Source organism: Geomonas terrae (genome assembly GCF_004791675.1).
Classification (GTDB): domain Bacteria; phylum Desulfobacterota; class Desulfuromonadia; order Geobacterales; family Geobacteraceae; genus Geomonas; species Geomonas edaphica.
Genome location: NZ_SRSC01000006.1, coordinates 59,966 through 73,616 on the forward strand (window position 1 = coordinate 59,966; position 13,651 = coordinate 73,616).

General features: G+C 61.5%; 15 protein-coding genes. 3 read left to right on the forward strand and 12 right to left on the reverse strand.

Annotated elements, in window-relative coordinates:
• Positions 1–40: 40 nt before the first annotated feature.
• The gene (locus E4633_RS19660; protein WP_135872946.1) at positions 41–1,018 is read left to right on the forward strand and encodes an HD domain-containing phosphohydrolase; all 978 of its coding nucleotides are present in this window, start codon (positions 41–43) and stop codon (positions 1,016–1,018) included.
• A gap of 615 nt (positions 1,019–1,633) precedes the next feature.
• On the opposite strand, the gene E4633_RS19665 is transcribed toward E4633_RS19660, so the two are convergent.
• On the reverse strand, positions 1,634–2,002 hold the full coding sequence (locus E4633_RS19665) for a glutaredoxin domain-containing protein (RefSeq protein ID WP_135872948.1): 369 nt from the start codon (positions 2,000–2,002) through the stop codon (positions 1,634–1,636).
• Between the two features lies 1 nt (position 2,003).
• Positions 2,004–2,381, reverse strand: coding sequence for a S41 family peptidase (locus E4633_RS19670; RefSeq protein WP_135872950.1), 378 nt, complete (start codon positions 2,379–2,381; stop codon positions 2,004–2,006).
• Positions 2,382–2,490: 109 nt separating this feature from the next.
• Here E4633_RS19670 and asnS point away from each other — a divergent pair, with 109 nt between their 5' ends.
• Positions 2,491–3,876 carry an asparagine--tRNA ligase gene (gene asnS, locus E4633_RS19675; protein ID WP_135872952.1) on the forward strand — a complete coding sequence of 462 codons (1,386 nt, stop codon included), beginning with the start codon at positions 2,491–2,493 and terminating at the stop codon, positions 3,874–3,876.
• A 90-nt stretch (positions 3,877–3,966) separates the two neighbouring features.
• Here the strand turns inward: asnS and E4633_RS19680 are convergent, their stop codons facing one another.
• The 4 genes from E4633_RS19680 to hpnJ form a co-directional block, all read right to left on the reverse strand.
• Entirely contained in the window at positions 3,967–4,722 is a 756-nt protein-coding gene (locus E4633_RS19680; RefSeq protein WP_135872954.1) for a DUF3108 domain-containing protein, read from the reverse strand.
• 128 nt (positions 4,723–4,850) lie between these two features.
• Positions 4,851–5,231 (reverse strand): EamA family transporter, encoded by a 381-nt coding sequence (locus E4633_RS19685; RefSeq protein WP_135872957.1) that lies wholly within the window; start codon positions 5,229–5,231, stop codon positions 4,851–4,853.
• Positions 5,224–6,090, reverse strand: coding sequence for a hopanoid biosynthesis-associated protein HpnK (gene hpnK, locus E4633_RS19690; RefSeq protein ID WP_135872959.1), 867 nt, complete (start codon positions 6,088–6,090; stop codon positions 5,224–5,226). Before hpnK ends, E4633_RS19685 begins: the two co-directional genes overlap by 8 nt.
• A 52-nt stretch (positions 6,091–6,142) precedes the next feature.
• The gene (hpnJ, locus tag E4633_RS19695) at positions 6,143–7,564 is read right to left on the reverse strand and encodes a hopanoid biosynthesis associated radical SAM protein HpnJ (RefSeq protein WP_135872961.1); all 1,422 of its coding nucleotides are present in this window, start codon (positions 7,562–7,564) and stop codon (positions 6,143–6,145) included.
• 152 nt (positions 7,565–7,716) lie between these two features.
• Here hpnJ and E4633_RS19700 point away from each other — a divergent pair, with 152 nt between their 5' ends.
• A complete protein-coding gene (locus E4633_RS19700) occupies positions 7,717–8,490 on the forward strand; it encodes a phosphorylase family protein (protein ID WP_135872963.1) in 774 nt (257 codons plus the stop codon).
• Positions 8,491–8,497: 7 nt separating this feature from the next.
• Here E4633_RS19700 and ptsP read toward each other — a convergent pair whose 3' ends face one another.
• The 6 genes from ptsP to hpf all read right to left on the reverse strand — a co-directional run bounded on the left by ptsP (position 8,498) and on the right by hpf (position 13,617).
• Positions 8,498–10,258 (reverse strand): phosphoenolpyruvate--protein phosphotransferase, encoded by a 1,761-nt coding sequence (ptsP, locus tag E4633_RS19705; protein WP_135872965.1) that lies wholly within the window; start codon positions 10,256–10,258, stop codon positions 8,498–8,500.
• Positions 10,239–10,505 carry an HPr family phosphocarrier protein gene (locus tag E4633_RS19710; protein ID WP_129128392.1) on the reverse strand — a complete coding sequence of 89 codons (267 nt, stop codon included), beginning with the start codon at positions 10,503–10,505 and terminating at the stop codon, positions 10,239–10,241. Before E4633_RS19710 ends, ptsP begins: the two co-directional genes overlap by 20 nt.
• A 209-nt stretch (positions 10,506–10,714) precedes the next feature.
• Positions 10,715–11,110: a PTS sugar transporter subunit IIA gene (locus E4633_RS19715; protein ID WP_135872966.1), complete on the reverse strand. Its 396-nt coding sequence runs from the start codon at positions 11,108–11,110 to the stop codon at positions 10,715–10,717.
• Positions 11,107–11,970: an RNase adapter RapZ gene (gene rapZ, locus E4633_RS19720; RefSeq protein ID WP_135872968.1), complete on the reverse strand. Its 864-nt coding sequence runs from the start codon at positions 11,968–11,970 to the stop codon at positions 11,107–11,109. Before rapZ ends, E4633_RS19715 begins: the two co-directional genes overlap by 4 nt.
• On the reverse strand, positions 11,971–12,921 hold the full coding sequence (gene hprK, locus E4633_RS19725) for an HPr(Ser) kinase/phosphatase (protein ID WP_162604741.1): 951 nt from the start codon (positions 12,919–12,921) through the stop codon (positions 11,971–11,973).
• A gap of 147 nt (positions 12,922–13,068) precedes the next feature.
• On the reverse strand, positions 13,069–13,617 hold the full coding sequence (gene hpf / locus E4633_RS19730) for a ribosome hibernation-promoting factor, HPF/YfiA family (RefSeq protein WP_129128396.1): 549 nt from the start codon (positions 13,615–13,617) through the stop codon (positions 13,069–13,071).
• Positions 13,618–13,651: the final 34 nt, after the last annotated feature.

The following is a 13,651-nucleotide window of genomic DNA, read 5'->3' on the forward strand; positions in this document are numbered from 1 at the left end:
TACAAGGCGGCTGCTTAATGAGCCATCGGAGATCTTGAAGATGCCGACCAAAGAGCTACAACGCGAGACGGTCCTGTTCGTCGACGACGAGAGGAGCTACCTTGCCTACACCAGCGAACTCTTCGAGAACCGGGGGCTCAACATCCTCACCGCCGGCTCGGCGATGGAGGCCCTCGAGATCGTGGAGCACCATTCGGTTGCTGTGGTGGTCTCGGACAACGAGATGCCGGGTATGCGGGGGGTCGAGTTGTTGTCGCGGATCAAGGAGGTCTCGCCGCACACGGTGAAGATCATGATGACCGGCAGCGCCGATCTCGCGACCACCCTTGCCGCGATCAACAGCGGAGAGGTCTTCCGCTTCGTGCTGAAGCCCTGGAAGAAGGCGGATATGCTGCGCGCGGTGAAGGACGGGCTACGGCGCTACCGGGTGCTGCAGTCCCTCAAACGGGAGGACGAGTTCATCCTGCACTCCCTCGCTCAAACCATCGAGCTTAAGGACGCCTCCACGAAGGGGCACTGCGACCGCGTGGCGACGCTTGCGCTGCGCCTGGCGGAGCGTCTGGGGATCTCGGAGGACACCCAGCAGGAGATAAGGTACGGCAGCTGGCTACACGACTGCGGCAAGATCGGCGTCCCGGAAGCGATCCTCAACGCGGAACGCGCCCTGACCCAGGAGGAGTTCTCCATCGTCATGAAACACCCGGAATGGGGGCGCGAGGTGGTGCGTAAGGCGAACCTCTCGAAAACGGTCCAGGAGATCGTCCTGTACCACCACGAGCGCTACGATGGCAAGGGATACCCCTTTGGGCTTGCCGGAGACAAGATCCCTCTGGAGGCCCAGATCGTCGCCACAGCCGACATCTGCGACGCGCTCACCATGGACCGCCCCTACCGCAAGGGTTTTGACCGGGACGAGCTTCTCTGGACCATGAAGGGGATGAGCGGGTCGAACCTCGATCCGAAGCTGGTCGAAGTCCTTTTCGAACTGCTCGCCGAGGAGGAACCGAGCGAGGTGTGACGAGGGGCAATGAGGATTCAGGGCGCCGCCAGATGCAACCAGTAGTCACGGGACCGGCAAAGCCAGGTAGATCAATCATCCGTCGCGGTGCATGACTTCTCCATCGCGTTAGATTAATCATCCATCGCGTTGCACGACTTCTCCATCGCGTTAGATTAATCATCCATCGCGTTGCACGACTTCTCCATCACGTTAGATTAATCATCAATCGCGTTGCACGACTTTTCCAACGCGTTAGATTAATCATCCATCGCGCTGCACGGCTTCTCCATCGCGTTAGATTAATCATCCATCGCGCTGCACGACTTCTCCATCGCGTTAGATTAATCATCCATCGCGCTGCACGACTTCTCCATCGCGTTAGATTAATCATCCATCGCGCTGCACGACTTCTTTATCGCGTTAGATTAATCATCCATCGCGCTGCACGACTTCTCCATCGCGTTAGATTAATCATCCATCGCGTTTCACGACTTCTCCATCGGGTTAGATTAATCATCCATCGCGGTGCATGATTTTCCCATCGCGTTAGATTAATCAACCGCGGCCCGGGCAAACAAAAAAAGGGGGGAGCATCCTTCATGCTCCCCCCTCTTCGTTTCCGTGCAACCGACGCTATTTCTTCTTGCGCACCTGCTCGACCGCCTTCTCGAAACGCGTCACCTCAAACCCTTTAAGGATCTTGGCGTCATCACCTATGACGATGACCGGAACGCCCTGGCTCTTGTACTTGCCGGTCACGAGCGCCATCGCGTCGGGGTCCACCTCGACGTCACGGTTTATGAACGGGATGTTGTTCCTGGTGAAATACTCCTTGGCCGCCCTGCAGTGCGGGCACCAGGAGGTGGAGAAGAGAACGATCTTCGGATACTTCGTTTCCTGTGCACGCCCCCCCAGCGGACTCTGAGGAAGTTGCTCGGCGCCGAAACCGTTAAGCGGGAGCAGCAGGGATGCAGCCAGGATGGCGGTCAGCAGAATACGCATGTCAATTCCCCTTGGGTTGTGTTTTGTTGCCGCCGACGGTGAGCTGACGCCGGATCATCTTGAAACTTAGCGTTTTAGGGTTGCCGGGACGGCGCACCAGGATCAGGACCGGTGTCCCGGCGTGCCCCCTCAGGCGCCGGTCCACGATGAACTTGAAGTCGCTTCCCGCGGTGGGCGTGCCGTCCACCTGGATGATGATGTCGCCCGCCTTGATGCCGGCCAGATGCGCGGGGCCTCCCGCCACCAGCTGCCGCACCGCTATGGTGCCGTCGGCCCTTGGGACGCCGTCGATGCCGACCCCGCCAAAAGCGGCCCCCTCGCTGGAGATGGGCAGGGCGAGCAGGAGCAAAAGTTGTAATAAACAAATTATCCTGATCATGGGGCGTCAACTTATACGAAGGGCGCCCCGGCTGTCAACTATGCTTTTGCCGCGCTTTCCCCTCTGTGTTATAAATGATGCGTCCAAATCCACCAACGGAGCTACCTATATGACTCTTCGAACCAAGGTGAAAGAAGCCCTCTCCCAAGGACGCCCCGGCAGCACCATCCTCGTGAAGGGGTGGGTGCGCACGATAAGAAACAGCAAGGAGGTCACCTTCATCTCCTTGAACGACGGTTCCTGCCTGTCCGGGATCCAGGTCGTCGTCGAGCCGGACCTTGCCGACTACCATGAGATCACCGGGATCGGAACCGGCAGCGCCCTGGCGGTCACCGGGGTGCTGCAGGAGTCGCCCGCCGCCGGGCAGGCGCTTGAACTCAAAGCGAGCGCCATCGAGGTAGTGGGAGGCGCCGACCAGGATTATCCAATGCAGAAGAAGCGGCATACCTTCGAGTACCTGCGCACCATCGCCCATCTGCGGCTGCGCAGCAACACCTTCGGAGCCGTCTTCCGCGTCCGTTCCGCCCTGGCGCAGGAGGTGCACCGTTTCTTCGCCGAACGAGGCTTTCTCTACGTACACACCCCGATCATCACCTCTAACGACTGCGAGGGGGCGGGAGAGCTCTTCCGGGTCACCACTCTGGACCTGGCGCATCCCCCGCTGGAAAACGGCGTGGTGGACTTCTCCGGCGACTTCTTTGGCAGGGCCACCGGTCTCACCGTGAGTGGGCAGCTTGAGGGTGAGCTTTTCGCCCAGGCCTTCTCCGACATCTACACCTTCGGCCCGACCTTCAGGGCCGAGAACTCCAACACGGCACGCCACGCCGCCGAGTTCTGGATGATCGAGCCGGAGATGGCCTTTGCCGACCTATCCGACGATGCCGATCTCGCCGAGGCCTTCCTGAAGAGGCTCTGCCGCTTCGCCCTCGACAACTGCGAGGAGGACATGAGGTTCTTCAACGCGCAGATCGACAAGGGGCTCATCGAGCGCATCGAAGGGGTCGCGGAGGCCTCGTTTGCCCGCATGGATTACGGGGAGGCGATCGAGCGGCTGAAAAAGGCGCCGGTATCGTTCCAGTTCCCGGTAGAGTGGGGCCTCGACCTACAGTCGGAGCACGAGCGGTACCTGACCGAACAGGTGGTTGGGGGACCGGTCTTCATCATGAACTACCCGAAGGAGATCAAGGCGTTCTACATGAGGCAGAACGACGATGGCAAGACGGTCGCGGCTATGGACCTCCTGGTCCCGAAGGTTGGGGAGATCATCGGCGGGAGTCAACGCGAGGAGAGGTTGGAACTTCTGGAGCAGCGCATGCTTGAGACGGGGATCGAGCCGGAGTCGCTTTCGTGGTACCTCGATACCCGGCGCTGGGGCTCCACGCCGCACGCCGGTTTCGGGCTCGGCTTCGAGCGGCTGATCATGTACCTGACCGGGATGGAAAACATAAGGGACGTCATCCCGTTCCCGAGGACGCCGAGGCACGCGGAGTTCTAGGGACGCTTCGCTTTCCGGGCGGGCAATTAAATTGAAAGAGGCAAGGGCCGCGTGGCCCTTGCCTCTTTTTTTCACTGTGAAAGCTGCTTCCTACCGCTGCGCACTCTGCGGCCAGTAACTCCCCCCGACCAGCACCGCCTTGATCTTGCCGATCTTCACCTTGGTGGTGACCATCACCGGGATCTTGAGCGCGTCGTCGGTGAGCCAGACCTTGATCTCGCCGGAACGGTTGAAGAAACCGTCCGCCTTCATAAGCGGCTGCACCACTATGGTCTTGAAACGCCCGACCGGCGTGTCGATCTCCTCGCGGTTCAGGACCTTCACCTCGGTGTTCCAGAGTTTCTTGCAATCGTAGATATCGACATGCAGCGACTTGCCCGGGCTGAGTTGCAGGCTGCGCACGTAATAGACGATGGAGAGCGGGTCGAAGGTGTTGGGCCCTATGTCGTCGACGCGCTGGGTCTTATGCAGGAGGTCCCGTGATTCGACCTTCAGTTTCTGCTGGTCGAAGCGCGCCTCTTTGAGCTTTCGGTGGGTCCCTTCGCTGATCTTGTTGCGGAAATAGGTGGGGACACCGAACCGGTCGCCGCTGCCGCGCTGCACGACGGATTCGGCGCGGTCGTCCACCTTGAAAAAGGTATCCAGCCAGGGCATGGACCGTGTGGTGGTGACGATGTGGATCTCGCCCCCCTTGGTGGTCGCCTCCTGCACCGTAGTACCCGCCTTGACGCCGGTCCAGCTGACGTCATAGATCAACTTCTCGTTGGGACTCATGGCACTGGCAGGTATAGCGGACAGGGAAAGGACGAGAACGGCGGAAAGGGACAATAATGCTGAAAGTTTCATATCAACAGATTAGCCCCTCGCTGCTCATTTATTCAAGGGAAAAAGCTTAGGGATTACCTAATGTTAGAGCGTTCACACGAAGCTGACAGACTGCCGAACCGGGCTCTCCCCGGGCCAGGCGGGAAGCTCTACGCGCCGCTGCTCTTGGTGATCATGATGACACCGATGGCGACCAGCACCGTGCCGGCCCAGCGCATGGGGCTCACCACCTCGTGCAGGAGGTACTGGGAAAGAAAGGCGACCAGGATGTAGTTGAGCGCCTGCATGGGAAGGGCGACGGAGAGGTCTTCCCAGGAGAGGACGGCGAGCCAGAGGAAGAAGAAGATGGCGAGCATCGCCGTGCCGAAGACGAGTTTCGGCGTGGTGAGTGCCTGCACGGCGACCCGGAGGATACCCTTCAGGTTCATGGTCGAGATGTCGCCCAGTTCCTTCATGCCGCTGGCAAGGAGCAGGTCGCCGATGGTACCGGCGGTAACCGCGGCCAGCATGACCACTACCGTCTTAAACATACGTCTTTTCCTCTCCCCGGTAATTTCTCAGCCGAAGGCCGAGCCGGGCCATTTTCTCTCTCACGCGCGGGCTGGTGAGCGCCGCCAGCTCCGCCTCGTGCTGGTAGTCGGGCATGCGCCGTTTAAGGGTGGAACATGGATGGCAGCCGGGATGGAAGTAGATCTCGGTGAGCCCCTCCCCTACCCCGTCGAGTGCCGAGAGCAGGTACTCCTCGGTCATCTGCCCCGAGTTCAAAAGCCCCTTCACCTCGGCAGCATAGCGGATGCCGAGCCGGTCCAGGCGCGGACGACAGCGGTCGGCGAGCCGGGCGAAGATGAAGGCATCCGCGCACTTGCCGACGACACGCCTTTTGTCCAGCGCGAGGTTCGCAGGAAGGTTTTCCCTGGTGAGCCGGAAGCTCTTGATGCCGTAGGTGGGGATCAGCTCGCAGAGGATGTCAAACACCACCGGGTGCATGTGGATGTTCAGGTGGCCGTCCACGTGGGTGAGCTCGACTCCTGCGTCCCGGCACTTCGCGAGCTGTGCGTCGATCTCCTGGCGGAGTTTCTTCCTGAGCCCTTTGAGGAAGAAGTAGCGCATCCCGGCAAGCACCGGGTCCTCGGTGAACTCGCCCACGGCGTCGGTCAGGGCGGGAAGCCCCTGCTGCTTGAGGACCGCGCTCCCCTGCACCAGGGTGAGGTGCAGCCCAACCTGCAGGGCGGGGTTCGCGCGCGCGAAGGCCGCCGCCTCCTCGAAGGCGTCCCCTCCCACCATGAGGGAGGTGCTGGTCAGCATCCCTTCCTGCCATGCCTTGATGATGCCGCGGTTCGCGCCGGTGCTCAGCCCGAAGTCGTCGGCGTTCAGGATCACTTCTTTCATAAAGAGTTCTACGTTCTATGTTCTAGGTTCTACGTCAACTACCCCACTACGCTCAGCAGGCGGCCTTCTTGCGCTTTTTCATGTAGCTCAAGTACTGGGCGCCTTCCTTCAGGAGCTTTCTGCGGACCTTCGCGTCGACCAGCATGCTGTAGATGCTGCGCGCGATGTAGCGGGGGCGGAAGTAGAACTTGTTGTAGAACAGTTCCACGGCGTCGAAGATCTCCTGGTTGGTCAGGTCCGGATAGTTGATGACGCACTTCTGGTGCCCGGTGGCGTCCAGGAAGCTGTCGGAGGCGATCCAGCCGTTTTCCTTGGCCATCTGGTAGAACTCGGTGCCGGGGTACGGGGAGGCCAGGGAGACCTGGATCGAGGTGAGATCGAGGTCGATGGCGTAGGCGATGGTCTCCTTGATGGTTTCGCGCGTCTCGCCCGGAAGCCCGAGCACGAAGGCGCCGTGCACCGTGATGCCGAGCTTCTTGCAGTTCTTGGTGAACTCGATCGCCTGCGCCTTGGTGACCCCCTTCTTGATGTTCTTGAGGATCTGTTCGTTGCCCGACTCGTACCCGACCACGACGTGGTGCATGCCTGCTTCGGAGAGCTCCTTCAGGGTCTCATAGTCGGTGTTAGCGCGCGCGTTGATCACCCAGGAGACGTTCAGCGGCTTAATGGCCCGGGCTATGGCGATGGCGTGCTGCTTGTCCGCGGTGAAGGTGTCGTCGTCAAAGGAGATGTCCTTCACCTGGGGGAGGTTCTCCTTGATCCACTTCACCTCCTCGTAGACGTTCTCGGGGCTTCTCTTTCTGAGGGTTCTCCCGGAGAAGGTCTGCGGCCAGAGGCAGTAGATGCAGCGCGACGGGCAGCCGCGGCTCGCGTAGATGGAGACGTAGGGATGGCGGAAGTGCGGGATGACGTACTCCTCGATGGGGAGGTCCCGCTTGTACACCTGGCTCGCAAAGGGGAGCGCGTCGAGGTCCTGAATCGGGGGGCGGTCCTTGGTGTGGCACACCTTGCCGTCCTTCATGAAGCTGATGCCGTCGACCTCTTCCCAGGGTTTCCCCGCGCACAGCTCCGCGGTGGAGTAGTCGAACTCGCCGCGGCAGACGATGTCGACCGCGCCGTCGGCGAAGCGCAGGCTCTCCTCGGGGAGTACGCTCACGTGCGGGCCGGTGAGCACGGTCACCGTCTCGGGACGCTGTGCCTTGACCCGGCGCGCCGTTTCCACGTCGATGGCGAGGGTCGGGGTGGAGGTGTACATCACCACCATGTCGAAATCCTTGGCGATCTTCAGGCAGGCGTCGAGATCGAGCCGCTGCACCGGTGCGTCAACGACGCGCGCCCCCGGGATCATACCCGCGGGGTAGGTTAGCCAGCCGGGAAACCAGAAAGAGGTTACCTCCCGGGAGGCTTGGTAGCGCGCTCCGGCGCCTCCGTCGAAATCCTCGAAGGTGGGCGGGTTCAAAAACAGCGGCTTCATGTACCCTCCAGATTAATGAAGTCAAACAAAAAAGAACCCTGACTATAAGACGGCAGGGGCGGTTTGTCAAGGCGAACCCTGGCCGGGTTCGGAAAGCGTTGCGGCGGTGCCTCCCCTCTGTTAAAGTGGCCGGTCGAGAGGAACGAACCGCTATGACTACGGAAAAAAGAAGTCTGGGGGTGGTGGCCGCCATGCCCCAGGAGATCGCGCCGGTCCTTGCGCGCATAAAGGGTTTCCGCCAAGACACACTCGCCGGCCGGAACCTGTACCGCTTCCCGGTGGACGGCAGACCGGTCTTTATGATCGAGTCCGGCATGGGACCTGAGCACGCTGCGGCGGCAACGCGTGCACTCATCGCTCACGCGGCTCCCGAGGCGCTGGTGAACTTCGGGTTCGGCGGCGCCGTACTCCCGGGGCTTGAGGTCGCGGAACTGGTGCTGGCCGAACGGGTTTTCCACCTGGACGGCGATGCCCTCAGCGAACTCCCCCCGCCCGACCCGGCCCTTGCCACCCTCGCCTCGGAGCATTGCTGCAAGGTAGGAGTGCAGTTGCGGCGCGGCGGCTTCGTCACCGCGAGCGCCATCAAGAACAAGCGGGAAATGGCAAGCCGCATAGGTGCGGCCACCCCCTTGCCGCTTCTCGAGATGGAAACGGCAGCCGTCCTTCAAGAAGCTCAGCAGGCGGGGATACCGCTTTTCGCGCTTAGGAGCGTGAGCGATGCGGCCGACGAGGAGTTGGGGTTTGCCATCGAGGATTTCTGCGACGCGGAGCTGAACCTGAGCCCTTGGCGCGTGGCCCTTGCCATCGCGAAGCGCCCCTTGTTGGTGCCGCAGTTGATCAGGCTTTCAGGGAATACGCGCAAGGCGGGAAGAACGCTTGCCCTGGCGGTGGAACTCACCCTGCAGGCGTTCGCCAGGGAGTCCTGAGCCGTCTCTAGTCGAAGCTCTCCGAGAAGCGCGCCGCGATCTCCCCCTTCAGGTAGGCGTCAGCCTCGGCCGCGGTGGCGAAGTTCAGTGCCTTCTGCGCCACGGCGCGCGCTTCCTCGAGGGTGCAGCGGCGCAGGATCTTCTTCACCCTCGGGATGGAAACCGCGTTCATCGAGAGTTCGTCGTAGCCAAGCCCGAGCAGGATGGGGAGGTACTCCGGGTCCCCCGCCATCTCGCCGCAGATGCAGGCGTCGATCCCGGCGGCATGGGCCGCGTCGACGATGGTCTTTAGCGACCTGAGCACCGCGGGGTGCAGCGGCTGGAACAGCGAGGAGAGGTGCTCGTTGGTGCGGTCGATGGCGAGCGTGTACTGGATGAGGTCGTTGGTGCCGACGCTGAAGAAGTCGACCTCGGCCGCCAGGAGATCGGCGATCACCACCGCCGACGGGATCTCGATCATGATCCCCACCTGCACCTTTTCGTCGAAGGGGTGCCTGCCGCGCAGTTCCTCCTTCACCTCTTCCAAGAGCGCCTTGGCGGCGCGCACCTCGGCCACCCCTGACACCATCGGGAAGAAGAGTTTCACCTCGCCGAAGGCGCTCGCCCTCAGGATCGCCCTCAACTGGGCCTTGAACGACTCGGGCTGGCGCAGGGAAAGCCTAATCGCGCGCAGCCCCAGGGCGGGGTTCATCTCGTCGGAGAGGTCGAGATCGGTGAGGCACTTGTCGCCGCCTATGTCCAGGGTGCGGATGGTGACCGGCAGCGGCGCCATCTTTTTCACCAGTGCCGCGTAGGCCTCGAACTGCTCCTCCTCGGTCGGGAGCGTACTGCGGTTGAAAAAGAGCATCTCGGTACGGTACAGGCCGATCCCGTCGCTGCCGTGTTTCTCCAGGGATGCGGTCTCCTCGATGAACTCCACGTTACCCTTAAGGCGCATGCGGTGCCCGTCGAGGGTCTGCGCCGGTAGGTCGCGCAGCTTCAGAAGCTCGCGCTCCACATACTCGTAGCGCTGCTTTTTCTGCAGGTATTCCTTGAACTCATCCTGGCTCGGGTTGATGATGACCACGCCGGTAGCTCCGTCGATGATCAGGGTGTCGCCGTCCTGCACCTCCCCCGTGATCCGCTCAAGCCCGACCACCCCCGGGATCTCGAAGGCGCGCGCGAGGATGGAGGAGTGCGAGGTCTTGCCGCCTAGGTCGGTGATGAACCCCATCACCTTCTCCTTGTCGATCTGCAGGATGTCGGCCGGGGAGAGGTCGTGGGCCACCACGATCACCTTGCCGTCGATCTTCGTGAGCGGCTCCTGCTTTTCCCCCACCATGTTCCTGAGCACCCGCTCGACGACCGTTTCCACGTCGTTGCCGCGCTCGCGCAGGTAGTCGTCCTCGACCCCCTCGAAGAAGGTCTTGAAGCGTCCGAGTGTGCGTTTCAGCGCCCCTTCAGCGTTGATGCCGAGCCGCTCGATGTACTGGGTGGTCTCCCCGACCAGCATGGTATCGTCGAGGAGCATGAGGTGCGCGTCGATGACGCAGAGGTGCTCGGGGCCGTGGGTACTGGCGAGCTGGTCCTTGAGGGCGTAGAGCTCCCCCTTCGCCCGCTCGAGGGCGCTCGTGAAGCGCTCCACCTCGCAGGGGATCTCTTCCCGGGCCACCATCACCTCGGTCACCGCCACGCGGCGGCGGTCGGTGATGCGCACCTCGCCGATGGCGATGCCGGCGGAGGCGCCGATTCCCTTCAGTTGTCTCGACTCATTCCTCTCCGAATCCATTGCGGATCAGTTCCCCCAGTGCGGCATAGGCCTCCACCTCGTCCGCTCCTTCGCACTTGAGCGTGACGGTGCTCCCCTTTGCCGCCGCGAGCATCATGATCCCCATGATGCTCTTGCCGTTCACCTCGATCCCCTCCCGCTCGATCCTGATTTCGGAGGAGAAACCGCTGGCGGTTTTCACCAAAAGCGCCGAGGCTCTCGCATGCAGCCCCAGCTTGTTGGGTATGACGTATTCGCCTTCTATCATATCTGCCCTCACCCACCTACGCCAAGGCTACGGTGGGTAAACCCTCCTTGTTATTACGTTTCCAAGGCCTACGCCAAGGCTACGGTGGGTAAACCCTCCTTGTTATTACGTTTCCAAGGCCTACGCCAAGGCTACGGCGGGTAAACCCTCCTTATTGTTACGTCCACAAGGTCTACGCCAAGGCTACGGGGGGTAAACCCTACTTATTATTACTTCTTCAGGAAATCGCCGGCTACGGTGATCCCTTCCTGGGCGCTCTCTTTCAGCTTCAGCGCGAGTTCGGCGACGCCACAACGCCCGCGCTCCTGGGTGAAGCGGATCAGCATGGGGAGGTTCACCCCGGTCAGTACCTCGACCTTCCCTTCCTGCAGGAAGGAGATGCTCATGTTGGAAGGGGTGCCGCCGAACATGTCGGTCATGATGATCGCCCCGTCGGCGGAAACACGCCCCACCGCCTCCTTTATCGAGGCCATGACGTCGGTGGCCGACGCGTCGGGTGCGATCCCCACCGCCTCGGCGAGTTCCAGCTTTCCTACTATCATCTCCGCCGCGGCGAGGAGCTCCCCTGCCACGCCGGCGTGTGCTACCAAAAGCAGTCCTATCATCCCTGTCCCTTCTCTATATCCCGGTGGGATACCTTGATGTTCACGTTCCGTTGCCGGAAGTAGTGGTACAACTCTTCTGCTATGGCGACCGAGCGGTGCCTGCCGCCGGTGCAGCCTATGGAAACTGAAAGGTACGATTTTCCCTCGCGCCGGTACCCCGGCAGCAGAAACTCCAGCATGTCCCGGAAGCGCTCCAGGAAAACCTCGGTCTCTTTCTGTCCCAGGACGTAGTCGCGCACCGCAGGTTCGAGGCCCGAGTAGGGGCGCAGCGCCGCCACGAAATAGGGGTTCGGGAGGAAACGGACGTCCATGACCAGGTCGCTCTCCAGCGGCAACCCGTAGCGAAAACCGAAGGACTGCAGGTTGACCTGCATCTCGAGCGCCCCTTCGTTCCCCTTCACGAGGCCGATCACCACCTCGCGCAGGCGGTGCACGTTCATCTCCGAGGTGTCGATGATGGCCGTAGCGATGCGCCTAAGCCCCGCAAGCTGGTCGCGCTCAAAGCGTATCCCCTCGGGCACGCTCGCCCCCTCCAGCGCCGGGTGGCGGCGCCGGGTCTCGGAGAAGCGGCGGATGAGCACCTGGTCGGTGGCGTCGAAGTAGAGGATCTTGACGCTGTGCCCCGCCGTGGCGATGGCCTGGAAGACCTGGTCGTATCCCTTGATGAAGTCGCGGCTCCTGATGTCCATCACCAGGGCGACGTCCTTGATGTCCTCACGGGAATGCTCGACGAGCTCTATGAAGGTGGCAACGAGCGAAACCGGGAGGTTGTCCAGACAGAAGAACCCTTCGTCCTCGAGCGCCTTCACTGCCGTCGATTTCCCCGACCCGGAGAGGCCGGTTATGATGACGATGCGCATCTACTCCACCTCGTTGCCCAAGGGGCGGAACTCCAGGCGTGCCAGGAGCTTCTCGTGGAACTCCCTGGCCGAGTGGTATCCCATCCCCTTCAGGAGGAAGTTTCTGGCGGCGACCTCGATGATCGAGGTCAGGTTGCGCCCCGGCCGGACCGGTATCTTCACGTGCGGCAGGTCGACGCCCAAGATGGTCTTCATCGGCTCGTCGATGCCGAGCCGCTCGTACTCCTGGTTTGCGTCCCACTCCACCAGCTCCAGCACCATGTCGATGATCTTCTTCTCGCGGATCGAGGAGACCCCGTAGAGGTCCTTGATGTTGATGATGCCGAGGCCGCGGATCTCCATGTGGTACTGGATGGTCTCGCCCGCCTGTCCGACCAGTGCCGCCGGCATCTTCTTCTTGATGTGGATCACGTCGTCGGCGACCAGCCGGTGGCCGCGGATCACGAGGTCCAGGGCGCACTCGCTCTTGCCGATACCGCTTTTCCCCAGCAAAAGCACCCCCACGCCCAAAACGTCCACGAGCACGCCGTGGATGTGGGTCGAGGGGAGCAGGCTCTCCTCCAGGAATTTCGTGATGAGGCTTATGAAGGTGGAGGACTGGTGATGGGTGACCAGAAGCGGGATCCCCGCCCCTTGGGCCGAGCGCTTCAGGAATTCCGGGGGATCAAGCCCCTTGGTGACGATGAAGCAGGCGATGGGGTAGGTGCAGAGCTTCTCGATATGGCGCGAGCCGACCTCCTCGGGGATCTGGCTCAGGTACGAGATCTCGGTGTTGCCCAGCACCTGGACCCGGTCCGGATGCAGGTGCTCCGTGTAGCCGGTGAGGGCCAAGCCGGGTTTCTGGATGCGCGAGCTGTAAAGCCGGTTCGTGAGCCCCGCGTCGCCGCACAAAAGCTGCAGGTCGAGGCCGTACGCCTTGTCTTCCAGGAGGTCCTTAATGCTGAGGCTCATGCTTGTCAATGCTGCGACCCTTCCCCCGTGCAAGCGAAAAGCCCCAGAGGGGCCGTTATCACAACGGGAGGCGCCACGGGGACGCCTCCCCTCGCTTCCATGTCCCCGGGGCGAACCCCGGGGAGCTATCTGGATGTCAGGAAGTTACTACGGGTTCTCCGGAGAGATGAGGCCGTAGTTGCCGTCCTTTCTGCGGTAAACGACGTTGATGGTTTCGGTGGAAGACTCGGTGTAAACCAGGAAGTCCTTGTGCAGAAGTTCCATCTGCATCACCGCCTCCTCGACGGACATGGGCTTCATGGTGAAACTCTTGGTCTTGATGATGACCGGAGCCTGGGTCCCTTCCTCGATCCCCTGGGCCTGAACGATCGCCTTCTGCACCTGGCGCTCGCGGGCGTCGGCGGCCGGCTTATGTGCCTTGATGCGCTCCTTGAAGCGGCGCAGCTGACGCTCGATCTTGTCGGATACGGCGTCGATGGAGGCGTACATGTCGTTGGTCTCTTCAGCGGCCTTGATGGTGATCCCTTTGGCGGTAATGGTCACCTCGGCCAGGTGGCGGATCTTTTCCACGGTCAAAAAGACCTGGACGACGATCGGGTCATCGATATATTTCTTAACCCTCTCCAGCTTCTCCTCAGCGTAGCTTTTCAGGGCTTCGCTCGGTTCCATGTGCCTGAATGTCGTGGTTATCTGCATACGAAGTACCTCCCTTTATTGTCAATACACGCGA